This is a genomic window from Symmachiella dynata (assembly GCF_007747995.1).
Taxonomy (GTDB): domain Bacteria; phylum Planctomycetota; class Planctomycetia; order Planctomycetales; family Planctomycetaceae; genus Symmachiella; species Symmachiella dynata.
This window is the reverse complement of record NZ_CP036276.1, coordinates 5,724,413-5,748,323: the sequence shown is the minus strand read 5'-3', so window position 1 is coordinate 5,748,323 and position 23,911 is coordinate 5,724,413. Positions and strand designations below refer to the sequence as shown.

Below are 23,911 nucleotides of genomic sequence, written 5' to 3'. Positions count from 1 at the left end.
ACTTCAGGCTGCAGCCGTTCCCATCCCGACCCTCCTGCTGGGCCAAGTTCCGCCATGTCGCCGCCACCGTTGAAATTGATCATCATCGCTCGTGACCAAGCTCCGCACGTCCAGGCCGCTTGGGATGCGTTACGGCCGGTGCTAGAGGCACAAGCGGGCATTGAAATTGTCGGCGTGGAATATGGCGAGACCGATTTTGAAAACTGTCCCGCGGACATTGCCGTAGTGCTCGGTGGAGACGGATCGATCTTGCGCGCCTGTCGGCAAATGGGGATGCATCAGATTCCCATCTTAGGCATCAATCTCGGCCGACTCGGTTTTCTGGCCGATGTTTCCCCCAAGGAATTCAGCCAGGATTTGCCCAAACTTCTGGCCCGGGAATACACCGTTGTCGATTACCTGATGTATCAATGCCGCTTGATTCGCCAGGGAGGCGAAGAGCGGGTCCACTTGGGACTGAATGAAGTCGCTATCTCGGCCGGTGCATCGTTCTCGATGATCGATGTGCATCTGGAGATCGATGGAGATCCGGTCACGACCTACAGCGGCGACGGGTTGATTATTAGCACGCCGGTCGGCTCGACAGCTCACAACCTTTCCGCAGGTGGCCCGATTTTACGACAGGACTTACCGGCTTTTGTGATCACGCCCATCTGCCCGCACACGTTGACCGTCCGCCCGCTGGTCGATCGCGCCGACTGTGTCTATGCGTTGACCGTGCCCAAATGCGCCGAAGGGGTCACGCTGGTCATCGACGGTCAGATCCACGAACCGCTGACGGCGGCCGACCGTATCGAAGTCACCCGCGCATCGGTCGCCATGCACATGCTGAAGCTTCCCGGACACAGCTACTACCGCACACTGCACAGAAAACTAGGCTGGGCCGGCCAACCCCGCTACCAACAACCGTAACGCCACGGAAGAAACCCCGACCGTAGGGTGCGTCGCGACGCACCTTTCTATGTCGTACGAGAGTTGAGCCTCTGCAAAAAAGACTCGCGCAGAGACGCAGAGTCGCAAAGAAGAAGATCAAGAAAACTATTGAAAACCCGCGTTCACGAAAACTCAGTAATGCCAGACTCCAGCCAAGCCGTACGACCATGCAAGGTTTCGCAATACCTGCTCTGCACAAGATAACTCTTTGCGTCTCTGCGCGCGGCCTTTCTTACGTAGTCTGCCAAGCAACGCACCTCTCTTCGCAGGACGAGCGATTCCCCCACGAAGAAATCTCACAGCACAAGGCCAAGTGCAATTAATCGGATTTGCGGGAGAGGAATCCGTTGATCACCAGCGCCGTCATCAGCACCACGCCCATCAACAACGGTCGCATGCGGTCTTCCAGGAAATCGACTTCGGAGATCAGTCCGCTCAAGCCGACACCCAACACACTAAAGGTGAGCACGCCGATCACCGTCCGGCCGATGCCCCCTTCGCCGCCAAACAGGCTCGTTCCACCCAACACCACACAGGCGACGGCGCTGAGCAACAATTCGCCGTTTTGATCCAACGTCACGCTCCCCAACCGTCCGGCATTCACTAGGCCTCCCAATCCGGCAGTGACGGCACAGATCGCTAGGCAGGCGATCACAATCCACCCCGTTCGCACCCCCGCCAACCGCGCCGCTTCGCGATTGCCGCCGGTCATATAGACGTAACGGCCGAAGCGGGTATGTTGCAATACGATGTGGCCCAGAATCATCACGGCAGCTGCTAAGATTGCGCTGAACGGCAAATAGAAAGCGTCCGTCACCTTCAACCTTCCATTGCCGATCTCTTTGAGCGCCTCGGGCACAGCAAATTTTTCGCTCTGCGTCAGCGTTTTCGACAGCCCGTCGGCGATGTTCATCATAGCGAGCGTGATGATAAAACTGGGCAACCGCGACGAAACCGTTAGCAGGCCTGAGATCAATCCCAATAACAGACTGCTCAGCAGCGGAACAACGATGACCACCACCAAGGTCGTCACCGAAATATCCCCCTGACCGCCTTCCCCGGCAGCGAAGGGTTGTTCGTACAACACGCCGCAAGCGCAGGCGGTCCACAGCGCCAACATGCCGACCGACAAATCAATCTCAGCGCACAACAGCACAAACGTCAATCCGGTCGACACGATCGCCAGTACAGCTCCTTGTTGCAGAACAAGCCGCAAACGTCCGAACGTCAGGAAATCGTCGTTGGTCAGTGTGAAGAAGATCACAATGACGAACAGGCTGATCAGCGGCGCGAAGTCACGGAGGCTGAAGCGGCTCATTGCCGAATGGTTTGTCTTCTCTTCCAATTCCGTCATGCGTCAACTCAGTTCTTGAATGCTTCGTGTTGTTGGTCGTTTCGGATCGTGATCTTCGATTTAGTCGCCCGCATTCATCGTTTGCAATCGACCATGGTCTAAATGCACTACGCGGTCGGCGACCTCATCCATGCGTTCGCTATGCGTCGCCACGATCACCGTGCCACCCAGTTTTTGATATGCCTTCAATTGCTCCATGACAACTGTGGCATTTTCCGGATCGAGGTTGCCGGTCGGTTCGTCGGCCAGAATTAACTTGGGAGAATTTAAAAACGCACGCGCCAACGCCGTCCGTTGACATTCCCCTGCACTCAACTCAGCTGGATGATGCCCCGCGCGTCCGGCCATTCCTAAGCCGTCCAACAAACGAATCGCCTCATCGCGGGACGACTTGCCCGTTCCAGCCAGCAGCACATTGTCCAACACATTCAAATAGGGGACGAGGTGAAACATTTGAAACACAAAACCAATCTCATGGCTGCGGATCGTCGCCCGCTCGTGCTGTGGGATCGCGTATAACTCTCTGTCCCCCATCAGCACGCGCCCGCTCGAGGGACGCAACATGCCGGCGGTCGTCAACAGCAACGTCGTCTTGCCGCTGCCGCTTGAACCGCGGACGGAGACAAACTCACCCGTTGCAATTTCCAGCGAGACATCGTCCAGCGCCGAGACATCCGCTGACTTTTTGCGGTACGTTTTGGTGATGTGTTCGAATCGAATCATGACGTCAACGGGGTTTCTTGTTCTGAGTGAGCGGCTGGTTTTACCGTGGCGCGGGCTAGGTGTCACGTAAGGCCACAGCCGGGTCTTGCGATGCGGCTGCTGCGGCGGGCAGAAAACTGGCTATCACGGTAAATCCCGTAGCCGCCACTAACGATGCGTTGAGTAGCGGCCAAGGCCACTTGATGGCTGCGGCGGTCACCGGGAAGATCTTCGGTCCGAGGTTTAAGGCCAATGCCCCACCGAGAAAAAAACCGGCCGCTGCGCCGCACAAACCGATCACAATCGCCTTGCCGATAAACAGCGTCATAATCCGTGTCGAGGAACGTCCCAACGCGCGATATAGGCCGACTTCCTGGCGACGATCGTTGACGTTCATCATCGCCAGCGCCCCAACGCACAACGCGCAGCCGATGAGAATGACGGGTGTCAAATAGGCAAAAAACTTTTCCGCCGATTGCCGTTGCCGCGCCCGTGCTTCGGCCATCGACTTGAGCATGATCACCTTGGCGTCGGGAAAAGCCTCGTCCAATTCGCTACGGAGAATTCCCAGCGGGTCTTCGTCGGGTGTCATGCAGAGACAATCAATGGCTTGAATTTCATTGATGCGGCCTGGCTCGCCTAAAATGTCCTGCACATCCGAGAGGTTGGCCGAGACGCGGACGTCCTCACTGGTTCCCGTTTCAGAGAGAGTGCGTTCCACGACGAAGGACTGTCCTCCGATATCGAGCGTTTCTCCGTTTTTGATTTTCAACCGCTGCGCGACTTCGTAACCAACATAGACCTTGCCCGGGGGAACGGTGAAGATCATCGGTTTTTTCTTTTGCCCCGGCGGCGCATATTCGTTGGAAATCCCTGTCAGCAACACCGGGACTCCGCTCAATTCAAAATGTCGCTGCAGTGTGGCGACCAGATGGTTGTAAGACAGGCCTGGATATTCGACCAAGCGATGCACGGCTTGTTCGTCCATGGTGAGGTCCGAGTAGCCGGTGGCATAAAACCGATCCATATCGGTTTCGCGAGGAATCACGCGGAGATTGAAGCCCAGGTCACGGGTCACGCGGCGCGTCTCACGCTCCTGCGCTGTCGTGATTGTGTGAAACGCAACAAAGATCGCCGTTGCCGCCGCCACCGCGCCGAGACTCAACAGAAAGTTGAATTTGCGATAGCGGATCTCGTTAAATATTAAGCGCATTGTCCCGATCATGCCTGTCCCTGCCTGCGATACAGCAAAAACAACCCGCCGCCTATTGCGACGATGCAAAGCAGGACGGTCGTAATCACTGCCGTATCTCTCGTTGCTAAGCTTGATGTTTCTTCCGGCTGCGCCACGGGGGATTCGGTGGCGGTTATTGGGTTTGGTTTAGCGTCTACTGCCGCAGCGGAGACTTCGGCTGTGGATGGTTTTTCGACTGTCTCTTCCACAGGTGAGACGCTGTCGGTTTGATCCTCATCAAGCGGCGCTTCCTCAAGCGGAGATTCATCAATGGACACGGTATCGACATCGAATTCTCCGTAACCGAGCAAAGGGTCGATGGCGATGGCATCGACTGCATCTTTGGCCGAGCGGTTTTGGTCGCCGCGGGCGATGATGCGGCTGATCTCGACTTTGATCAGCGGATTTTCCGCATCAAACCCCAAGGCCCTAGTCACATCTGCTTGCCGATTGATGTCCCAGGCGTGCGGAAACATCGGGCCTTGCATCCAACTGCGGTCCAATTCGCACTCACACGACTTGCCCACGAGCGCCAACGTCTCAAACAATTCCGTGCCGCTGATATCACTGCCGGCGACGACCGGTCCGAGTTGGCGTCCCCGTCCGAAGAGCGTCACCACCGCCGGTTCCTTACGGTCTTCCGCACTGAGTCCCCAACTCCAAAGCAACACCGGTTCGCGCGCCGCCTGCTCCGCGGAAACGATTAACAACTTGGGAGGCGTGTCGACCGGTTTGTCCATCTTGGACATAATGCCGTTCAACTGTTTAATCGCGAAACTGCCGGCATCGGCGGCGCGGCGATTTTCTTCTGGTGATCCCCCTTCAATCACGACCACAACCGCATAAGCCTCGACGATGGAATTCCAAATCTGATCGCGGAGGGGGGAGGCGACCAGACGAGTCAATTCATCGCCCATTGTCGCTACGGGGACATCTAACGGGAGTGGAGGCAAGTCGGACTCCGGAGCGACCAACACGAGTTCCGGTGAGTCAATTGCGGTTGTTGCGGGGCGGTATTTCAATGCGGGGTGATCGGGATTCGCAACGACGTCGACGACTTCGGCAATCACATTGCTATCCGCAAAACGCGACTTGGCGGTTTTGAGAAATTCCGCCGCAAAACTCGCGTGCGACTCGCCATCCAGAAAACAATACAAGCGATACGGCTGCGAACTGAGATCCACAAAACCAACATCCCGCACCGAGTACTTACAAGCGGTGGCGGTCTCCGGCGCTAAGCAGAACGCGACACAGACGGCGCAACACAAAATTCGCGCCGTCAGTCTCAGTCGTTTATTGCAAAATCGTCTCAACATGCATGCCATTTCTGGAAATAAGTCGCGTTGTCTCCTGGTTATAAGATAAGTGGCCGATTCGCTGTTGTACATGCTCAACGGGCCGAGGGCGTTTGAGATGGGCATCATTCCTGTCGTGGCGGTCGCTGCCGGAGCAGGGGAATCGAGAGAAGTCAGGCGGACCGTAACGACGATAACACTTTAGCCGGTCCGCTCGGAATTCCGACACAAGTGTACAGGGCAAGAGAATTTCGCTCCTCAGCAGCCCATCGATAGAACGTACGTGCATCACGTAGGTAGAGAATTGCCATGGATGACGAACCTGCGGGCGTCCCAGAATGGGTCGTGACTTACGGTGACATGATGTCACTGTTGTTGACCTTTTTTATCATGCTCGTTTCGCTCAGCGAAGTCGTCGCGGATTCGAAATACCGCGCCGTGATGGCGGCGCTGCATGGGTATTTGGGATACAGCACGGCTCCCGCAGCTCCGGCGGGGAAGAACTATCCGTTGAACAGTCTGGTGGAGAGAATGAAATCGCTGGGCGCCTTTCGCGACGATGTCCCCAAGAAAAAACGGGGCACCGGGGGCGTGCGCATTAAGGCACCCGACGGGACGCATCTCCGCGTATTCCGCGGGCGTGAAGGGACGGCGATTACGATTGGGGGCGAGCTTTCCTTTAAGAGGGGAAGCAGCAAGGTCTCGCCGGAGGTGGCTGCCATTGTCCGTACGATTGCCGAAAAGCTTGCCGGCAAACCGAACAAGATTGAAGTGCGGGGACATTCGTCAAACGACGAAGTCCCCCAGGATCCCCAATTGGATAAGGTGCAGCTCTCTTATCAACGGGCGCGCGCCGTTGCCGATTTACTCGTCCGCGATGGAGTTGAACAACGCCGATTGCGGATCAGCGCCGCCGGCGACACCGAGCCGATCGACGACATCGGAGATGAAGATTCCGTCGATCACGCCCGTGTCACCGTCTTCGTATTGGACACCTACTCGCAAGAATTCGTAGGGACAGCCGATGCCGAAGAATGACGCAGCGCTGCGGTAAGTCGGATTCGCCGATTCAGCTGTTGGGGCTGGCCGAGTCAGCGGCGGAGTCGATGCGAAACAGCAAGGTCCCTTCTGATTTGGTCAGAGCGGGTTGCCGGTGCGGCGTCATCGTTTGATGCGGCGCAAGGGGCACCAGTGCGCCGGAAAAGGCATGCGGCTTGAGCGTCATCTCATGCTCACTGTCGCGGCGGCGCATCTCGTCGAGCACAATCGGATGCCAAGTCGCATCCCGCTCTTCGCTTGCCACATGGTGTTGCCTTGCCCATCTCCGTAATCGTAGTTCGTCTACTACATCCATGCCAACGTCCGTGGTCCCGGCCATATCGCGCCTCCTCGGTGAGTTGGAAATATTAATAAGAAAATCAATCAGCCCCGGACATACACGTTAGCCAGTTTTCTTCCGACCCCGGCCATTAAGCCGACAGCGAAAAAATGGTGGCCGCCCGGTTCCCCATCTCGCTGGCCGAGAGAAGTCGCGAGCAGTTGAGTCCCGTAACTTCAAGGCGGGGCTCATGGATGAACGTTGCCGGCCCCCCATGGAAAACAATGGGAGCCAGCACGTGTGGTTGATTGATGGGAACAGAATCAGCGGGGACGTTCCCAATGATTCGTTCCTACTTTTACATCGGCCGGGATTGTCTCAAAACGTCGCAAAAACCGACGCAGACTGAAGGCCAACTCGGTTTTGGCCGGCATCAACCCGCATGCCGCGATTGTCCGGCAGGACTTTCCTGAGCAGCCAACTGCATACCGGCGGTAAGGTCGGGGAGCTGTGCCTCGGCCTGATCACCCAGATACCGCGTCCGCAGCAAGGCAATGCCGGAAACCATCCACCCCAGAGCTTCAAAATGGACGAGCGGTTCCAGCGTCCCGTACCACACGGAGGCGGAATAACCCAAAAACATGCCAAAAAACACGCCGTTGCCCAGAATACCATCAATCGTGGCAAACGGTCCGGCAAAATGTTGGCGGCTGGTCGAGTTGGGCCACCAACGCGGCACGGTTTTGCAATAGGCGTCAAACTGAGCGCCCCATTCCTGTTTCAAAAAACCTTCTTCGTAGCGGATCACGCGACCGTAACGCAGCCAATGCACGGCGACAAAAATCGCGGCGAACACCGGTCCAAAGAACATTCCAAAGCCAGCAAAAATCAACAGCGTGCCGACGTACAGTGGATTACGTATGGCGGCAAACGGGCCCCCGACCACCAAACGGTCGTTGCGGGCCGTCAAACCGGTGACGACTTCCGCGGTTAAGAAGCTCGTCCCCCAAATGCGAATTGCCAGTCCGCAACCGGCCAGCAATGTGGCGATGAATCCATAGGTCGGATCAATCGGAGGGGCGTACCAGACGCCCTGGGATCCGTTCCAAAAATAATAGATGGCAGCCAGCACGGGTTGGCTCAAAAAGAGTATCGCGATGCGCCATCGGTATTCCCAAGGTTGTGCAGCTTGAAATAAGTTCATATGGGTTCCCCTGGTGTCAGCCTCTGCCGACGTATAGTTGTTCATTGGGCAGCACAATCGCCTCCAACATATTCACCTCAGGCGGTAAGGTGGCCATCGTCAGCGCGACTTTGGCAATCGTTTCCATGCTCATCATGGGTTCGTCATCGGAAGTCAAACCGGATTCAACACGACGTTCGACCCGCACGTTTCCGGGGTGCAGGCAACTGCAGATGATTCCAAAAGGCCGCCCGTCCAGAGCGGTCGCTTGCGTCAATCCCCAAACGCCGAATTTCGCCGCTGTATACGGACCACAGGCCTCGCGGGTGCGTTGGGCGGATATCGAACCGATGTTGATAATCCGACCGCCTCCCTGTTCTTTCATCATGGAAAAGGCACTGCGGCTACAAAGGAACGCGCCGGTCAAACAAGCACCGATCACATTGTTCCAACCCTCGGTCGTCACCTGATCCAACCGGCCTCCATCGAAGGCGCCCGCGTTGTTGATCAGCACATCCACCCGACCAAACCGCTCCTGGATGAGATTGAAAAACTGCTCAACCGCCGCATCGTCAGAGACATCGGTGGAAACCGCTAAGACGTCGGCGCCCCCTTGCGTCAATTCTTTTTCAACTTTGCCAAGCTTCTCCATGTTTCGCGCACAGAGCGCCAACTTGGCTCCTTCGGCGGCGAATGCTTCGGCAATGGCTTTGCCAATCCCTTGATTCGCACCCGTAATCACACAAACTTGACCGTCGAGTTGTGGCATAAACTGTGCTTTCCTGCTCAGGTTTCCTGTTTAGCCTAAGTTATCCTAGCGTCTCTGGTTGACAGCCTCAAGAATATTTTGCCTATATTTGCAGCTCCGGCCAGGCGCAACAGTTGCCTGGGGCACTAGTTGCAGGGAAGCAAAGGCGGTTATCTCAATTCTGCTGTTGCCATTACGGTATATCGGGCTCCTCGGGACGTCAGTTCAGACTGATACAGTTCCAAGGATTCAACGATGTGACTTCCGTAATCGGTGTTAGCGTTGTTTGCGACATAAGTCGCGAGTTCCACCGGTGCAGTCCCTTTAATGCGAGCGACCGTGAGGTGAGGAGCAAAGGGACGAGTTTCGCGGGGGAATCCTAATGGTGCTAAGCGTTCATTGAACGTCTCCACCAATTCCCCCAATCCTGCATCTGTACGCAATCCAACCCACACGACATTCGGGCGGCGCAGATGTGGAAATACTCCCAACCCGTGGAGATCGACGAGGAATGGCTCCCGTCCAGCAGCTGCCTCTTCGAGGATTGCTGTGAGGGGGGCAAGCATCGACTCTTGGGTATCGCCCAGAAATTTGAGCGTCACGTGCCAGTTCTCCGGCACGACGGGGCGGACGGATCGCCCGAGTTCACCCAGATCGGCGTGCACGCGCTGCAATTTCGGGTTGGCAGCGATTCGGAATGCCAGAAATGTCCGCAGCAAAGTTTCACAACCTAATTGGTTTTGACTTGCCGGTCCGCTGTCGATGACGTCTACTGCCCAGGGACCTCCCTGACGACTTTATGACAATATGCTTGACGATTCCACAACACGATCGATTTCCCGCGGACGACTGCTGGTTGTCGCTGCGGCTCTGCTCTGGAGTACCAGCGGCGTCATTGTCAAAAGCCCTCCGCTGCAGCAGTTGATGCCGCAATCGGAACGCGGCCCGACGATCGCCTGTTATCGGGCAGCAGCGGCGGCAATTTGCTTGCTGCCGTTCGTCAGTTACGGCCGCATTCGATTTCGCGCCGCGCTCATTCCGTTGGTTTGTTCGTTCGCCGCTATGAACTGGCTGTTTATTTCGGCGATGACCTACACCACCGCAGCTGCGGCGATTTTTTTGCAATATACCAGCACATTTTGGGCGTCGCTGTTCGGCGTGGTCTTTTTAAAAGAGCCGCTGGAACGCCGTAATATCATGGCGCTCGGTTTCGCCTTGGCCGGCATTTCTTGGATTGTGGCCGCTGATTGGAATAACGAACGGTTCTGGGGCACGCTGATGGGGTTGGGCAGTGGGTTCGCTTATGGCGGCGTGGTCGTCAGCCTGCGCGTGTTGCGTGAGGAAAACGGCCCTTGGCTGATCGCCCTTTGTCACGTGGTCAGCTGTGGCGTGCTGTTGCCATGGGTCCTGTCGGGCAGCGCGGTCCCGGACGGCACGCAATGGAGCATGATCATCCTGTTGGGGGTCATGCAAATGGCAATTCCCTATGTGTTGTTCTCGCGGGGTTTGCGCTACATTCCCACCCAAGAAGCCGCTCTGATCCCATTGTTCGAGCCGATTTGCAATCCGTTGTGGGTCTGGCTGGTTTGGAATGAAAGCATCCCCGGTCCGACGCTGGTCGGCGGGGGCATGATCGCGACGGGGCTGTTCCTGCGCTCCATGCGGGGATGGAAAGTCCGTGGCGGCGGGCAATGATTTCCCTGGAGTGCCGCACGATTCGGTCCGTTTAACGAAACAGGGCATGGGAGAATCGGCCCCCATGCCCTGTTCTGTTTTATATTGAACATCTCAACAGACGTTACCCTTTGGCGGCGGCCAAGGCGGCGTCGTAGTTGGGTTCGTTGGCGATTTCGCTGACGTATTCGACGTGTGTCAATTTGTTGTCCGGGCTGATCACGAAGATCGCTCGGGCCAAGACGCGATCCAGCGGACCACCGGAAATGGTCACGCCGTAATCATCACCGAATTTCGTGCAGCGGTGACCGCTCAGGCAGGAGACGTTTTCCACGCCTTCGGCTCCGCACCAACGTTTTTGACCGAACGGCAAATCCATGCTCACGCAGAGGACTTCGACGTTGTCCAAGGTGCCGGCGACTTCGTTGAATTGTTTGGTTTCTTTGTGGCAGGTCGGCGTATCCAGCGACGGCACCGTGGCAATGATCCGCGTTTTACCGGCCGAGCTGGCCAACGTCACGTCGCTCAGGTCCGCGCCTTGCAGGGTGAAATCGGGGGCATCGTCGCCGACTTTGAGTTCCGGTCCGACCAAATCCACCGGACCGCCCTTGAGCGTGACCGCTCCTTTACGAGTATCAGCCATGGTTGTGCTCCTTGAATCTTATCTTCCAAAATGGTGATCAGCGCGTTTCCACTACGTGGTTCGCCGACGCGGCCGACCGGCCGCTACTGAGTGCAAAATCCAATACGCCTTGAACCAGTTTCAAAACCCGGTTGCGCCTGTTCGAGAATCTAGAATAGAAGTGCGTGCGCGACGCGTCAGAGGGTTTTGAAACCAATTGTTGAAGTATGGCGATTCAAACTCGACTTGCAAGCGTTACAGGTGGGCAGTTTCTTCTTCGGCCCAAGTTGCTTAGAATGGCGGCGACCGAGGGTGATTGCGAACCGGAAAGTGGACGTGCAGGTCATTTAATTCCGGGGCACAGCCCTGTTCTCGGTCCTTGAATTTCGAATCTGGTTGTGGAAGTTGTCGTGAGTTATGACGGACTCGGTTTATGATTTTGATGTGGTCGTGGTGGGGGCGGGGCACGCCGGTGTTGAGGCTGCGCTGGCGGCCGCGCGGATGGGGGCCAAGACCGCGCTGCTCAGTATGAGTTGCGACACGGTCGCCGCCATGAGTTGCAATCCGGCGATCGGCGGAATTGCTAAAGGGCAAATCGTTCGCGAAATCGACGCGCTCGGCGGTTGGATGGGGCGGGCCATCGACGAAACCGGCATCCAGTTCCGCATGCTGAACCGGGGCAAAGGCCCCGCCATGCACAGTCCTCGCGCACAGGCTGATAAAAAAGCGTATCAGTTCTACATGAAATGTGTCGTCGAGGATCAAGAGAATCTGACGTTGCGGCAAGAATTGATCGAGCAGTTGTTGGTCGAAGACGGAATCGCGACGGGCGTCCGCGTCCGCGGCAATGCGGTTTATCGCGCGCCAGCCGTGGTGTTGACGACCGGCACGTTTCTGCAAGCAGTGATGCACACCGGCGAAGCCAAGACAGCCGGCGGCCGCGCGGGCGAAGGGACCACCGGGACGCTATCCGACAGTTTGCGGGAATTGAATTTCGAACTTGATCGTTTCAAAACCGGTACCCCGGCGCGATTGAACGGGCGCACAATCGATTTCGCCGCCACCGAACGTCAACCGGGCGATGACGATCCGCAACCCTTTTCGTTTCTCACCGATCGCATCACGCAACCGCAGATGGATTGCCATCTGACGACGACCACACCCGAGGTGCATGAATTGATTCGTGAGAATCTGCACCGCGCGCCGATGTATAGCGGACAAATCCAAACCACCGGTCCGCGGTACTGCCCCTCCATTGAAGATAAAGTCGTGCGGTTCGCCGAACAAACGGGGCACCAGATATTTTTGGAACCGGAAGGCCGCAATACGCGCGAGTATTATTGCAACGGCATCTCCACCAGTCTGCCGCGGGATGTGCAAGACAAAATGATGCGGATGATTCCCGGTTTGGAACGGGCCGAAATCATGCGCTACGGCTATGCGGTGGAATACGACTTCGCCGTGCCGACGCAGTTGCATGCGACGCTGGAAACCAAAACCGTTGCTGGATTGTATTTTGCCGGACAAATCAACGGGACCACTGGCTATGAAGAGGCGGCCGGACAAGGGTTGCTGGCGGGTGGTAACGCCGCTTTGAAAATCGCCGGCAAACCGCCGTTGATTCTGGACCGCGACCAAGCGTATCTTGGCGTGTTGATCGACGACTTGGTGACCAAGGGAGTCGATGAACCGTATCGCATGTTCACGTCACGGGCAGAGTACCGGTTGCTATTGCGGCACGACAATGCGGATCGACGACTGACGCGATTGGCCCATGCCGCAGGACTTGTCGATGACGAGCGGATGCAACGACTGCAAACGTTGGAGGAAGAACTCGCCCGCGCTGCTGCATTACTCTCGACGAAATTCCACGAGGGGAACAAGTTGGAGCAAGTCTTGCGACGCCCCGAAGTCGATTGGACACAATTATGCGAGATTGCGCCCGAAGCGGCTGCGTTGAAATTGTCGCCACAAGCACAAACACAAATCACGATCGAAACGAAATACGCGGGATACATTCGTCGCCAAACATCCCAAATCGCCAAGCAAGCGCGATTGGCTGCCGTCCCCATTCCGGCGGAGTTTGATTACCACGCGGTTCCGCAATTGCGGACGGAAGCGAAAGAAAAACTGGCGAAGATTGCTCCGCGAGATATTGCTCACGCGGAGCGGATCAGCGGAATCACTCCTGCGGATTTGGCAATCGTACTTTTGTATCTCGAAGACCCAAGTCGCGTTGCATCTTAGAGACCATAAGACGAGTAATATTGTGACTCTGCAAGGGGCACCATAAGCCTCGCCATTTGGGGGCGCACGGCGAATACGAAGGGTATTGCACGATTCCGCAGAATGGATATAATGTGGACCAACGGTAAAATCGGTAAGCAGTTTGCAGCCTTCCCGTTTGCCTGAATGTGCCCATTTGGCCATGTTCAAGCAGCTTGGCGTTGACTCGCTTTCGGTTTACTGGCTGTTGACGCTAAAAAACGAAATTGGCACTGAACGTAAATGGCATTGGAAGTCACGTTCTACGACGATGAGTGTTTTGGGCTGGAGCGGCTCAGTCGGGCCATCCAGTCACCCGGATTGTCCTGATCCACGCAGTCTCCCCACGTTTTGCCGGCAAGGTTTTGAGATCTTTGCTTGTGGATGTGGTGCGGATGCCTTGAGCGGTCGGTCCGGAAAGCGGTTGTCGCGGTCAGGGAGGGCTTGGCCTCTCTTCGCGGAGGGATTCACGAGAGGTTCTGTTACGTCGGATGCGGGATCGCAGACCGATGGTGAAGGTGGACGAGCACCATGAAAACAGTCTTTACAACCGGTGAGGCGGCAAAGGTCTGCAAAGTCAGTCAGCAAACGATCATTCGTTGTTTCGACTCAGGCCAACTCAAAGGGTTTCGGGTTCCCGGATCCCGGTTTCGCCGGATTCCTCGGGACTTGTTGTACAAGTTCATGAAGGAAAACGGTATTCCTACCGATGCGCTGGAAAGCGGACGCCGCAAGGCGCTGGTAGTGGACGACGACGAAGAACTTGTAGAATTGATCAGCGACGCCTTGGAAGCTGACGGCCGATTCGAAATTCGTACGGCCAACAACGGCTTCGATGCCGGAATGATGGTCAAGGAGTACCGGCCCGACGTCATTGTGCTGGACGTTATGCTTCCGGACATCAACGGTAAAGAAGTCTGCCAGCGCGTACGCAGTGATTCGAATTTGGATGATACGCGGATCATTTGCATCAGCGGTATGGTCGAAGAGGACAAAAAAGGGGAACTGATTGAAGCCGGCGCGAATGTGTTTCTGCAAAAACCATTCGAAGTCGACGCGCTTGTCGATGAATTGTGCAGTCAGTTGGACATCGAACCGACCAGCGGAAAATAGACAGCGAATTCCACAAGAGGCCCAGTTCCGGCAAATCCCGGGCTGGGCTTTTTTTACTACAAGTCGTTACAAATCGACGCGGCGAACGTCCCACCGGTTCAATTTCATGTTGTCACCGGAATCAATATTCCATGCGCCCGCTTTTCAACGATCCGCCGACTCATTCCGGCAATACAGGCCCGACCATGGACTCTGAATTGGCGCAGCAACAATTATGGCAAGCCAAGTTGGAGGCATTGGCCGAATTCGCCGCCGGAGCGGGTCACGAAATCAACAATCCGTTGGCCGTGATCATCAACCGCGCGCAGCGTCTTCTGGAAGAGGAGTCCGACCCGCGGCGTCGACGGGAACTGGCTGCTATCGGTGCCCAAGCATATCGCATTCGTGATATGATCGGCGATACAATGCTGTTTGGGCGACCTCCGGAACCAGTTCCCGAAGCGTGTGATTTGGCAGCTACGGTCAGCGAAGTTGCAGAAAAGCTCGCCGAAGTCTTCGATGCTACGGAGACGACCGTGGAACTGCAAATGGAGGACTGCCCAGCACTGTACGCCGATCCGCTGCAACTAAAAATCGTCATCAGCAGCTTGTTGCAAAACGCCGCCGAAGCTACCGGAGAACAGGGCCGCGTGCGGGTGACAGCGACATCTGTCTTGGAAGGCACCGCACGGTTTGTTAGGCTGTGCGTCATCGACAACGGCCCCGGCTTGAGCGACATCGACCGGGAGCATTTGTTCGACCCGTTTTATTCCGGACGACAAGCCGGTCGCGGATTGGGCTTTGGCCTGTCCAAATGCTGGCGAATTGTCGATGGTCATCGCGGACGGATTGACGTTTCGCGTACACCGTCGGATGAAACGGTCTGCACGGTGTTTTGGCCCACGGTCGACAACGGCAACGACGACAAGTAAGTGAGTTGCCGCGGCTGCGTTTAACGCAATGGTGCGCCATTCGGTCGTATGCGGGATCGGCCTTATGTTGCCTCATCGAGAGTATGCCAAAGGAATGGTGGCTGAGTGATGAAAACGTTCTCGGCGAGTTGTCTGCTGCTGCTGTTGCTGGCGCATCCCGCCTGTGGGCAAGTCCCGGCCGCCGAGCGGAACCCACCCCCGTTGCCCCCACAATTTCGCATCCTCGATCCGGGTGTGGTCATCTCCGGTGTCCCGGTTTCTAAAGTGGTCATCGAAGCCCTTGATCCCGACGGACAACTGGATACTAATTTCAATGACCGGGCGATGATCGAAGGCATCATCATTCGCACTGCCGGCAAACCCAAGGCGATCCCCCCGTTTCAAAACGGGATTCTTACGCTGACCACCGACTTCGCCCGCGAAACGAAGGTCTACGTGGAAAGCAACAAAATTTCGGTCCACCGATTGAAGCAACCTCAGCGGACTGTCGTGTTGTCGGTCGTACGGATTTCGGGACTGCTCAGCCTGTTGCCGCCGCTGCTGGCGATTGGCGTTGCCGTTTGGCTGCGAAACGTGATTGTTGCTTTGTTTGCCAGCGTCTGGGTGGGTGCGATCATTTTAGCACGCGGCAATTTTTATGCCGGCTTTGTTCGCACGCTCGATACGTATTTGCTGAATCAACTGACGCAGCCGAATGATCCGGCGCACTCACATTTGCTCATCATTCTGTTCACGATGTTTCTCGGTGCGACGATCGGTGTGATGTCAGCCAGCGGCGGCACGCATGCGCTGGTGGACTCGATGTCGCGATTTACGCGGACGCGTCAGCGAGGACAGTTGATGACCTGGTGCTTAGGCATGGTCGTGTTTTTTGATGATTACGCCAATACGATGCTGGTCGGAACGACGATGCGGCCGGTGACCGATCGTTTGAAAATCTCCCGTGAGAAACTGTCGTTTCTAGTCGATTCCACAGCGGCCCCGGTCGCCGGTTTGGCGTTGATCTCCACATGGGTGGGATTTGAATTGGGCCAGATCCAGGACACATATACGATCTTAGGGCTCGATTCGCAGAGCGTGTACGAGGTTTTTCTGTTTAGTATTCCCTTCCGGTTTTATGCGGTTTATCTGCTGGTGTTTGTCGCTTTGATCGCAATCGTGGGACACGACTATGGTCCGATGCTCAAAGCCGAAATCCGCACGTTGGTTTATGATCAACCAGCCGCGCCTGGATCGGCCGTTGCGGTTAATGACTCACAAGCGGGCGACCTGCCCGATCGGTCGACCGCATTCAATGCAATCATTCCCTTGGTCGGACTGGTTGCGTTGGTGTTGCTGGGCCTGTGGTTCAGTGGGAGCCGGTTGCTGGATATTGCCAATGCTCAAGCTGTCGCGTCGGGTCAGCCGGTGTTGGAAAAAACGATCTGGCGGGTGATCGCATTATCCGAATCGAACCGCGTGTTGTTTTTTGCATCGTTCACTGCCTCGCTGGTTGCCATGGCAACGGCATTGCTTTTCAAGTCGTTAACGTTGCAGCAAGCAGTCGAAGCTTGGCTGAGCGGGGCCAAGAGTATGTTTTTGGCTGTGGTGATTTTGATTCTGGCATGGGCCTTGGCCGATATTTGCCAAGCAGGCCAATTGAATACAGCCGGTTTTCTTGTCGAACATACGCAGCAAACACTTGCCGTCCAATGGGTGCCGGCCGTGGTCTTTATTCTGGCCGGTGTGATTTCCCTGGCCACGGGAAGCTCATTCACGACCATGGGACTATTGATGCCGCTGGCGATCACCATCACGCACAGTAAGCTGGCCCTGCTCAACCAAGGAGATCCCAGCCACCATTTGATGGTCGCTTCGATTGGAGCGGTCCTGTCCGGTGCTATTTTTGGTGACCATTGTTCGCCGATTTCCGATACAACGGTCCTCTCGTCGGCCGCCACAAATTGCGATCACTTGGATCACGTCGGCACGCAAGTTCCGTACGCGCTGACCGTTGCCGGGGTCTCACTGCTGTTTGGTTATATTCCGATTGGTTTTGGCTATTCGTTTTTAGTCGCTCTGTTACCGATGGGGGCCATTGTGATGCTGTTGATCATTCAGTTCTACGGCCGATCGGCTGAGACCCAAGCCAACATCATCCTGGCTGAAATCGGCGAAGCGACTCCGGAGTCTAGCGACGCCGATGACGACTCCGAAGAGGCGAAAGAGGACGAAGAAAAGCGCCAACGCCGCCTAGAACGCGAGGCAGCCGAAGCGGCTGAAGCCGAGGCCAAAGCGCAAGCCGAAGAAGAAGAGTCTTCGGAAGACGATGAGGGCGGAAAGTATTAACTCCCCGCCCTCAATCGCTGGGCCGATAACCCTCTAGGCTGCTAACTACTTGGTTTCGTCCACGATCCGCACCTGCATCTCGTCGGAGTTGCCCTTTAGCTCCGGAGCATACATCGCATAACCGCGCGTCGGCAGGGCATTGAACAGGCCGGGGATTTCGGCCCGCATGCGATAAGCGATGCTGTGTTTGCCGCGGGCTAGATGCCGCACGAAGAACGTCACGCGATCATCGCGAAGTTCCATATAAGCCCGCATTCCCTTGCCGCCGTAGCCGCTACGGACTTCGAACGGTTCAAATCCGGCCGCTTTCATGTCTTCGAAGACGAGGTATTCGTAGTCGTTTTTGCTGTCGATTTCTAATTCGATTTCGATCAGGTCACCGCTCTGGATTTGTTCCAGATTGACGAGTTCTTGCCGATCATATTTCTCGACTTTCTGATCGACCGCTTGCCCGCGGGAACCAGCGACTTTGACCGTTTTTTCTCGCTCGACCAACTTGTAGTATTTACGATTGACTTTGACCTCTAAACCGGCGCGTTCGATGAATTTCTCCAGCGTGAAGGTCGTTAGGTAGCCGTTAAAATAGAGCGGGCCGGTTCCCTTTTTGCGAAGTTCAATTGTATGCCGACCGGTGGTGATCGCATCGCCCACCAGAACGACTTTGTTGTCGAAGCTGAAGAGGTTTTCGGCGTCGATTTTGACTTCCTTCTGTTTTTCGCCGTCGTAGTAAATCTCGACCGTCATGTCCGGGCGGTCTTCGCCGCTGGCGACCATGTAATCGGCAAGGGCTTCAACACACAGCGCCGTGTCCCGCGTGCTGTTCCAGTAGGTGGCGTGCTTTCGATTGTTCAACAGATATTTCACCAGCCGCGACGCCTTGCGTGATTTCGGTTCCGTGCGAGCGAGCAGTTTGAGGTACATCGCATGTGCCTCGAACTCGCTGCCGTACCAAGACCACCAATACCCGCCGTTGGGGAGGTTGAGGTATGCGGTTTGGTTTTCGTCATCCTCGACGAGGTATTGCTCGATGTTCCGCATGATCATCGCCAACTGTTCGGCTTGCTGTTGTTTTTCCAGTGCCAAACCAAACAGCGCCATGCCGTACACCGACAACTTGGTACGATCGCGATACAAGAACTCTCGCATGTCGGCGCTGGCAATGTCGGCATCGACGAGCACCATGTAGACCAGTGCGTCGAGATTATCGGCCCTCGTTTTATACGGTTTCTTTTCAGCGGCTGCGTTTTTGAGCAATTCGATTTGCTGATCTTGATAACGTTTCAGCCACTCGACGCCCCGTTCGTACATTCCCGGCACCAGGGCCACGTCGTTGGCCTTCGCCAGTTGCAGGCCGCGCACGACGCTGGCTGTTGTGTGCGGATAGGAATGCTCGCCCCAACCGGAGAACCAACCCCAACCGCCGTCGGACAGTTGCATCTCGGTCAAAGCCTGCAGATTCTCGGCAACGATCTCACGCAGGAGGTCTTCGTCGAAGACCGGATCCACGTCGAACCGTTTCCATTGCTCCGCCCGTTGGGCATCGTCGCCAATTTCCTGGGCATTGAGATTCGTCCGTTTTTCGCGGATGTCTTTGAGGTTCAGTTTCATCCGCAACAGGATGTTTTGCGTGATGACCGCCGGCAAGAACCGATTGAGCGTGCTTTCGGTCGTCTTGTAAGGGTAGTTGATGAGATAGGGCAGCGCATCGACCATCGCGCCGGCCAAACTGGGGGAATAGCGGATCTCTAAGATCGACTCATTGATGCGTCGCGCTTCGGGAACGTCGATCGTGAACTTTCCGCTCGTTTCGTCGGGCCGCAACGCGCCGGAGAACGATTCCATTTTGAGCATGCCATGGACATACACCGGGAACTTCATCTGCATCGCGTCTGATTCTTCATCGGTCAGTGCTTTGACGCGAACAGTCGCTTCGCCGGGATTGATAACTCTCACCCGCCAATCGACGCGGACGTCGCCGCCGGCCGGCACGGTGATGGTTTGTGTGGTGCCGGATTGTGCTCGTAACGTGTCACCATCCAGTTCGAGTTCGACGCGCACTGATTTGTCCTGCTCCAGATAATTATGCACGTTGGCTGACAGGACCACTTCATCGTTTTGCATGAAGAACCGCGGAGCCTGCAAGCGGACGAGCAGATTCTTGGCGGTCACGACTTCCGATTCGCCTTGTCCGACTTTCGTCCCCTGTCCCATCGCCCAGCTACGGATTTTCCATGCGGTGAGATTTTCCGGCATATCCAAGGTGACTTCCGCCATGCCGTTCTTGTCCGTTTCCAATGTTCCCACCCACAGGGCGGTATCGGCGAAGTTGCTGCGGACCGTCGGTTCGACGACGTCGCCTGTTTCACCGCTGCCGGATTCGTTGGGGATGGCGTCGGCCATGGCTAGCCCTTCGGACGCTTCCATCCGCGCGGCAGCCGGTGCCGCCATGGATTTAGCCATTGAGCGGCCTTGCCTTAGGCCGACCCTAGCTCTAACGTCACCGCCTCTTTTTGTCATGGCACTGTCGGCAAGTTCATCAACAACTGTCGCCCCGAACGCGCCCAGAAACTGCATGGCGACCTCTTTGGGTTTCAGCATATTGCCGAAATACCGCGTGAGATTCGATTCGGTCTGTGGCGTATGCCGCCGCCGCCATTTCCAGAAGAAGGCTTTGATCTCCGGCACGTTTGATCCGCCGGAAATGTATTCCACGCTCTTGTCGTAGATCGAGAGGACCGTTGATCCCATGAACGGTTCGCCATCGGTGTCGGTCAATTTGATGCTGACCTTGGCCGGTTCTCCCGGTTTGTACGATTCGGCCGAGGGGGTGACGTCGACGTTCAACACTCGTTTTTCGGGCGGAACGATGACTTCGCGCATCCCGGTATGAATCTTGGCATCAGAGATGGTCATCGCTTCGACGAAGAAGTTGGGCATGTCCTTTTGGACGACTGTTACATCAACGACCGTGCTCTTTCCGTCCATGCGGATCACTTGCGGCGGCAAATAGACGCCGTTCGTAGGACGCAGGAACAACAAGACGGTGGCGTCGCTGCGATTAGTGTTGAGCGCCATCCGCACTGTTTCGCCCGGTTTGTATTCCCGTTTGTCGGTGATGATTTCAATGTCATTAAAGCGGAACTGCCGACCGTCAAAGCCATCGCCGCGGACGATGAAGACGTAGGCGCCTTCGATCTCGTGTCCGGCGGCATCGGTCAGTTTATAGGAGAGTCGGAACTGCCCGGCGCGGGAGGCGGCGATTTTTTGTGACGCCTTGCCCTCGTCATTTGTATTGACGTCCCAAGTCTCTTCAACCGTTTCGACCGGTTCATTCTTGTCATCATACGTGACACGGTACAACGTTAGCTTTCCGGTCCCTTGCACCGGTTTGTTATCCAACGTGTGGGCCGAGAAACTGGCGTTGATGTCGTCGCCCACGCGGTAATAACCACGGTCGAGCCAGGTGAAGACCTTGAACGGTTTGCGGGCGACGAGCACTTTGCCTTTGCCGACGATGGTTCGCCGCGACTCGTCAACGACTTCAGCGGTGATTTCGTAACGGTGGTCGCTGTTACCGTGAATTTCTTTGGCCAGCGCCGTATCGATTTCCAAGGAGACGGTGCCGTCTTCGCCGATTTCGACTTCGTTCCCCAGCACCACCTCGGGCGGATCGTGACGCGCGGGCCACCACCAGCCAACCGGGCGCCGGCAACCCCAGTCGTTCCAACCGGGGAACCACGTGTAGTCATACCCAAACCACCAGTAGCCTGGACCGTAGAACCAGTCCCATATCCCGGGCGGGTACCATTGTTGTGAATACTTCGAACGCAGCACCTTGTATTTCACCATTCCGTTGGTGACCGGTGCTCCGAAGTAATATTTAGCGACGATCTTGGCGGTGATTTTTTCACCCAGCATGACCGGTTCGTCGGGCGCTTCGACGGTGACTTCGAATTCGGGCTTTTTATATTCCTCGACGCGGAACGAGCCGCCTCCGTGTCCAACGATCTGCAATTGATACGCACCGAGCGTGGCATCTTTGGGCAGTGAATACTCCCCGACGATTCCGCCGTAAGCATCGCTTTTCAGTTTTTCTTCGAAGACTTTTTGCCCCCGGCCATCGGTGATTTGAACCGTGAATTCTTGATTCGCGAAGTCCGAACGGTCAGCTTGGTCATACTGCGCGTGCCGCACCCAGAACTTAAACTCGACCTTTTGATCGGGGCGATAGACCGGACGGTCTGTGATCGTAAAGACCTTGGTCTGGTTGTATTGCTGGTCGTAGTATTGACCGTACCACACGGAGTTAAAGCCGTAATAAGCGAAGCGGCCGTCTTTAGTGCGGGCAGTGACTAGCCAAGTGTAATCCCGCGGCTGACGTTTGGCGTCGGTCGTAACGATACCGTTTTCATTGGTGAACTCCGCGAAATTCTTGGTGAGCACGCGGAATTGGTTGCGGCGATTCTTCACCGCTTCCTGGCGAAAACCGAAAAACTCTAAATTGGCCTTAGGGATCGGCTTGCCGGTGACGGCGTCGGCGACGTAATACATCACCTCGCCATTCAACTGCTTTTTGGCAATCACCGTATCGTCCAACCAAACGATGATGCGGCTGACGTTGCCGTCTTCTAGTTTTGCCGTCAGCAAATACGCGCCGGCTTTTTGTAGCGGCGTAGTGATGGTGATCCGTTTGTCGAAATGGTTCTCGCGAGGTTCTAAATCGAGTGACCAATTGGCGACCTGCTTGCCGAGATATTTGCGTTCGTTTTGCTGAACAATCCGATACCCAATGTTATCGATGTTCATCTTGTTGTAATCGAGCCGTTGCGGATTGTCAGTGATGTACTTTTTTACATCGGCCAACAATTCGGGGATGCGGAGTTCATACGCGGTCAGCTGCAGGCGTTTGCCGTTGCGAAAACGATAGTCGATCGTCGCACCGGTCCGCGCGGGTTGTACGCCGGATGTATCGAACATCCCCCAGTTGTCGACGATCTGCGCCAGCTTCTGTTTTTTATTGAGGCCGTTGCGGTTGGGGAAACGCTCCAAACTTTCCTGCCAATACTCCGCCGACCGGTCATACTGACGGCGGTCGGAAAACAACTGGGCCAATGTCACGAGCGCCTGATCGGCGTAATGCTCCTCCGGCATCGCAGCGACCGATTGGTAGATTTTGATGAAGTTGAATTCATCGGGGAGCGAAAAGCGTTTGATGCCGGTAGCCAGCCGGGCGATCGTTTCCGTTTCTTTGAGCGTGTGCAGCGCATACGTACCGCTTTCATCCCCCTCGTCATCGGTTTGCCCAAAGAATCCGGAATAACGGGCCAACGTCGTCACTCCAAATTGTTCACGTAGAAACTGCGCGAAAAACGTATTGATTTCCGCTCGTCGCTGCGGCGCGAGCTCGATGACTTGGGAGAGCAACCACCGCCAGCGCTCGCCGTCGGATTGCGAAGCCGCGTAGCTTTCCGGCACGTGATAAAAGACCGGTTTGCCCTCAGCATCGACCGCCGCCCCCTGTGTGCTGCTTCCGCCACCATGGCCGTAACCATACCGATTCCCGCCGACTTCATAGTCAGGTAGCGTCGTCAAGTCGGTCAGGTACTGCAACCGCCACGCCTGTCCGCCGCGGCGATTCTGCAAGATCATATTGGCGAAATCACGGTAAAACTGTGCGACCTCGGGCTTTGATATTTCTTCATCCAGCAGCGGCATGGCTTGCTGCATCAATTGCAACGCTCGCACGCGGTCGCGCTGTTGAGAACTGGCATGTTGCCCGCCGCCGCGATGTTGCCCCCGCTCGAATTCTCCGGCAATCATGAAACCGTAGTGCGGACCATTTTGCAGCGACTGAGCCGCTGCTTTGAGCAACCGCCAATTGTCGGCATGTTGAGCGATCACTTCATCACGAAATGCATCGATCTCATTGACACGATTTAATCGCTGCAAACAATTCAAGGCCATCAACAGATCGGTTCCAACCTCACGAGGATTTGCATCTTTGAGCAAAGCGCGGCGGCGGAAATCGTCGTAGGCCTCTTTGTAGTTGCCTTCGTTGAACAATTTTTGGACCTCGACTTGTTTGGGGACGACGGAGGCTTGAGCAGCATACGCGCAAGCGGCGCCGACCAGCACGATTAAAAGTGACTTCACGTAGAATTTCTGGCACATGAATCAACCCGATATATGATGGAGATAAATTTTGAATAAAAACGGGCATGCGAGCGTACA

At 55.9% G+C, this 23,911-nt stretch carries 17 protein-coding genes; 7 read left to right on the top strand and 10 right to left on the bottom strand.

Annotated elements, in window-relative coordinates; all coding sequences use genetic code 11:
- Nucleotides 1-54 precede the first annotated feature (54 nt).
- Entirely contained in the window at nt 55-912 is an 858-nt protein-coding gene (locus tag Mal52_RS21695; protein ID WP_145378610.1) for an NAD(+)/NADH kinase, read from the top strand.
- A gap of 340 nt (nt 913-1,252) precedes the next feature.
- Here Mal52_RS21695 and Mal52_RS21690 read toward each other — a convergent pair whose 3' ends face one another.
- Genes Mal52_RS21690 through Mal52_RS21675 form a run of 4 tightly spaced genes read right to left on the bottom strand, consistent with a single transcriptional unit; the run spans nt 1,253 to nt 5,539 of the window.
- The gene (locus Mal52_RS21690; RefSeq protein WP_145378609.1) at nt 1,253-2,287 is read right to left on the bottom strand and encodes an ABC transporter permease; all 1,035 of its coding nucleotides are present in this window, start codon (nt 2,285-2,287) and stop codon (nt 1,253-1,255) included.
- A 60-nt stretch (nt 2,288-2,347) separates the two neighbouring features.
- The gene (locus tag Mal52_RS21685; protein ID WP_145378608.1) at nt 2,348-3,010 is read right to left on the bottom strand and encodes an ABC transporter ATP-binding protein; all 663 of its coding nucleotides are present in this window, start codon (nt 3,008-3,010) and stop codon (nt 2,348-2,350) included.
- 55 nt (nt 3,011-3,065) lie between these two features.
- The gene (locus tag Mal52_RS21680) at nt 3,066-4,214 is read right to left on the bottom strand and encodes an ABC transporter permease (RefSeq protein WP_145378607.1); all 1,149 of its coding nucleotides are present in this window, start codon (nt 4,212-4,214) and stop codon (nt 3,066-3,068) included.
- Nucleotides 4,211-5,539, bottom strand: a complete 1,329-nt coding sequence (locus Mal52_RS21675; RefSeq protein WP_145378606.1) for a hypothetical protein — start codon at nt 5,537-5,539, stop codon at nt 4,211-4,213. Before Mal52_RS21675 ends, Mal52_RS21680 begins: the two co-directional genes overlap by 4 nt.
- Before the next feature lie 288 nt (nt 5,540-5,827).
- Here Mal52_RS21675 and Mal52_RS21670 point away from each other — a divergent pair, with 288 nt between their 5' ends.
- Nucleotides 5,828-6,556 carry an OmpA/MotB family protein gene (locus tag Mal52_RS21670; protein WP_145378605.1) on the top strand — a complete coding sequence of 243 codons (729 nt, stop codon included), beginning with the start codon at nt 5,828-5,830 and terminating at the stop codon, nt 6,554-6,556.
- 31 nt (nt 6,557-6,587) lie between these two features.
- On the opposite strand, the gene Mal52_RS21665 is transcribed toward Mal52_RS21670, so the two are convergent.
- From Mal52_RS21665 to thpR, 4 genes are all read right to left on the bottom strand, one after another.
- Nucleotides 6,588-6,896, bottom strand: coding sequence for a hypothetical protein (locus Mal52_RS21665; protein ID WP_145378604.1), 309 nt, complete (start codon nt 6,894-6,896; stop codon nt 6,588-6,590).
- A 373-nt stretch (nt 6,897-7,269) separates the two neighbouring features.
- A complete protein-coding gene (locus tag Mal52_RS21660) occupies nt 7,270-8,040 on the bottom strand; it encodes a methyltransferase family protein (RefSeq protein WP_197534382.1) in 771 nt (256 codons plus the stop codon).
- A 16-nt stretch (nt 8,041-8,056) separates the two neighbouring features.
- Entirely contained in the window at nt 8,057-8,788 is a 732-nt protein-coding gene (locus Mal52_RS21655) for an SDR family oxidoreductase (RefSeq protein ID WP_145378602.1), read from the bottom strand.
- A 149-nt stretch (nt 8,789-8,937) separates the two neighbouring features.
- Nucleotides 8,938-9,486, bottom strand: a complete 549-nt coding sequence (thpR, locus tag Mal52_RS21650) for an RNA 2',3'-cyclic phosphodiesterase (protein ID WP_197534381.1) — start codon at nt 9,484-9,486, stop codon at nt 8,938-8,940.
- Nucleotides 9,487-9,574: 88 nt separating this feature from the next.
- Here thpR and Mal52_RS21645 point away from each other — a divergent pair, with 88 nt between their 5' ends.
- The gene (locus Mal52_RS21645; protein WP_145378600.1) at nt 9,575-10,462 is read left to right on the top strand and encodes a DMT family transporter; all 888 of its coding nucleotides are present in this window, start codon (nt 9,575-9,577) and stop codon (nt 10,460-10,462) included.
- A gap of 103 nt (nt 10,463-10,565) precedes the next feature.
- Here the strand turns inward: Mal52_RS21645 and tpx are convergent, their stop codons facing one another.
- Complete coding sequence (gene tpx / locus Mal52_RS21640; RefSeq protein ID WP_145378599.1) at nt 10,566-11,084, bottom strand: thiol peroxidase; 519 nt, start codon at nt 11,082-11,084, stop codon at nt 10,566-10,568.
- Between the two features lie 396 nt (nt 11,085-11,480).
- On the opposite strand from tpx, the gene mnmG reads away from it, so the two are divergent.
- From mnmG to Mal52_RS21620, 4 genes are all read left to right on the top strand, one after another.
- The gene (mnmG, locus tag Mal52_RS21635) at nt 11,481-13,310 is read left to right on the top strand and encodes a tRNA uridine-5-carboxymethylaminomethyl(34) synthesis enzyme MnmG (protein WP_145378598.1); all 1,830 of its coding nucleotides are present in this window, start codon (nt 11,481-11,483) and stop codon (nt 13,308-13,310) included.
- A 549-nt stretch (nt 13,311-13,859) separates the two neighbouring features.
- The gene (locus Mal52_RS21630) at nt 13,860-14,441 is read left to right on the top strand and encodes a response regulator (RefSeq protein ID WP_145378597.1); all 582 of its coding nucleotides are present in this window, start codon (nt 13,860-13,862) and stop codon (nt 14,439-14,441) included.
- A gap of 131 nt (nt 14,442-14,572) precedes the next feature.
- Nucleotides 14,573-15,352 carry a two-component system sensor histidine kinase NtrB gene (locus Mal52_RS21625; protein ID WP_145378596.1) on the top strand — a complete coding sequence of 260 codons (780 nt, stop codon included), beginning with the start codon at nt 14,573-14,575 and terminating at the stop codon, nt 15,350-15,352.
- A gap of 108 nt (nt 15,353-15,460) precedes the next feature.
- Complete coding sequence (locus Mal52_RS21620) at nt 15,461-17,680, top strand: Na+/H+ antiporter NhaC family protein (RefSeq protein ID WP_145378595.1); 2,220 nt, start codon at nt 15,461-15,463, stop codon at nt 17,678-17,680.
- 45 nt (nt 17,681-17,725) lie between these two features.
- Here the strand turns inward: Mal52_RS21620 and Mal52_RS21615 are convergent, their stop codons facing one another.
- Complete coding sequence (locus Mal52_RS21615; RefSeq protein ID WP_197534380.1) at nt 17,726-23,833, bottom strand: alpha-2-macroglobulin family protein; 6,108 nt, start codon at nt 23,831-23,833, stop codon at nt 17,726-17,728.
- Nucleotides 23,834-23,911: the final 78 nt, after the last annotated feature.

Excerpts from the sequence above, each read along its gene's own strand:
- Mal52_RS21655 (WP_145378602.1), bottom strand. The coding sequence starts at position 8,788 with ATGCCACAACTCGACGGTCAAGTTTGTGTGATTACGGGTGCGAATCAA.
- Mal52_RS21685 (WP_145378608.1), bottom strand. The coding sequence starts at position 3,010 with ATGATTCGATTCGAACACATCACCAAAACGTACCGCAAAAAGTCAGCG.
- Mal52_RS21675 (WP_145378606.1), bottom strand. The coding sequence starts at position 5,539 with ATGTTGAGACGATTTTGCAATAAACGACTGAGACTGACGGCGCGAATT.
- Mal52_RS21690 (WP_145378609.1), bottom strand. The coding sequence starts at position 2,287 with ATGACGGAATTGGAAGAGAAGACAAACCATTCGGCAATGAGCCGCTTC.
- tpx (WP_145378599.1), bottom strand. The coding sequence starts at position 11,084 with ATGGCTGATACTCGTAAAGGAGCGGTCACGCTCAAGGGCGGTCCGGTG.
- Mal52_RS21665 (WP_145378604.1), bottom strand. The coding sequence starts at position 6,896 with ATGGCCGGGACCACGGACGTTGGCATGGATGTAGTAGACGAACTACGA.
- Mal52_RS21670 (WP_145378605.1), top strand. The coding sequence starts at position 5,828 with ATGGATGACGAACCTGCGGGCGTCCCAGAATGGGTCGTGACTTACGGT.
- Mal52_RS21625 (WP_145378596.1), top strand. The coding sequence starts at position 14,573 with ATGCGCCCGCTTTTCAACGATCCGCCGACTCATTCCGGCAATACAGGC.
- Mal52_RS21630 (WP_145378597.1), top strand. The coding sequence starts at position 13,860 with ATGAAAACAGTCTTTACAACCGGTGAGGCGGCAAAGGTCTGCAAAGTC.
- Mal52_RS21620 (WP_145378595.1), top strand. The coding sequence starts at position 15,461 with ATGAAAACGTTCTCGGCGAGTTGTCTGCTGCTGCTGTTGCTGGCGCAT.
- mnmG (WP_145378598.1), top strand. The coding sequence starts at position 11,481 with ATGACGGACTCGGTTTATGATTTTGATGTGGTCGTGGTGGGGGCGGGG.
- Mal52_RS21680 (WP_145378607.1), bottom strand. The coding sequence starts at position 4,214 with ATGATCGGGACAATGCGCTTAATATTTAACGAGATCCGCTATCGCAAA.
- Mal52_RS21695 (WP_145378610.1), top strand. The coding sequence starts at position 55 with ATGTCGCCGCCACCGTTGAAATTGATCATCATCGCTCGTGACCAAGCT.
- Mal52_RS21660 (WP_197534382.1), bottom strand. The coding sequence starts at position 8,040 with ATGAACTTATTTCAAGCTGCACAACCTTGGGAATACCGATGGCGCATC.
- Mal52_RS21645 (WP_145378600.1), top strand. The coding sequence starts at position 9,575 with ATGCTTGACGATTCCACAACACGATCGATTTCCCGCGGACGACTGCTG.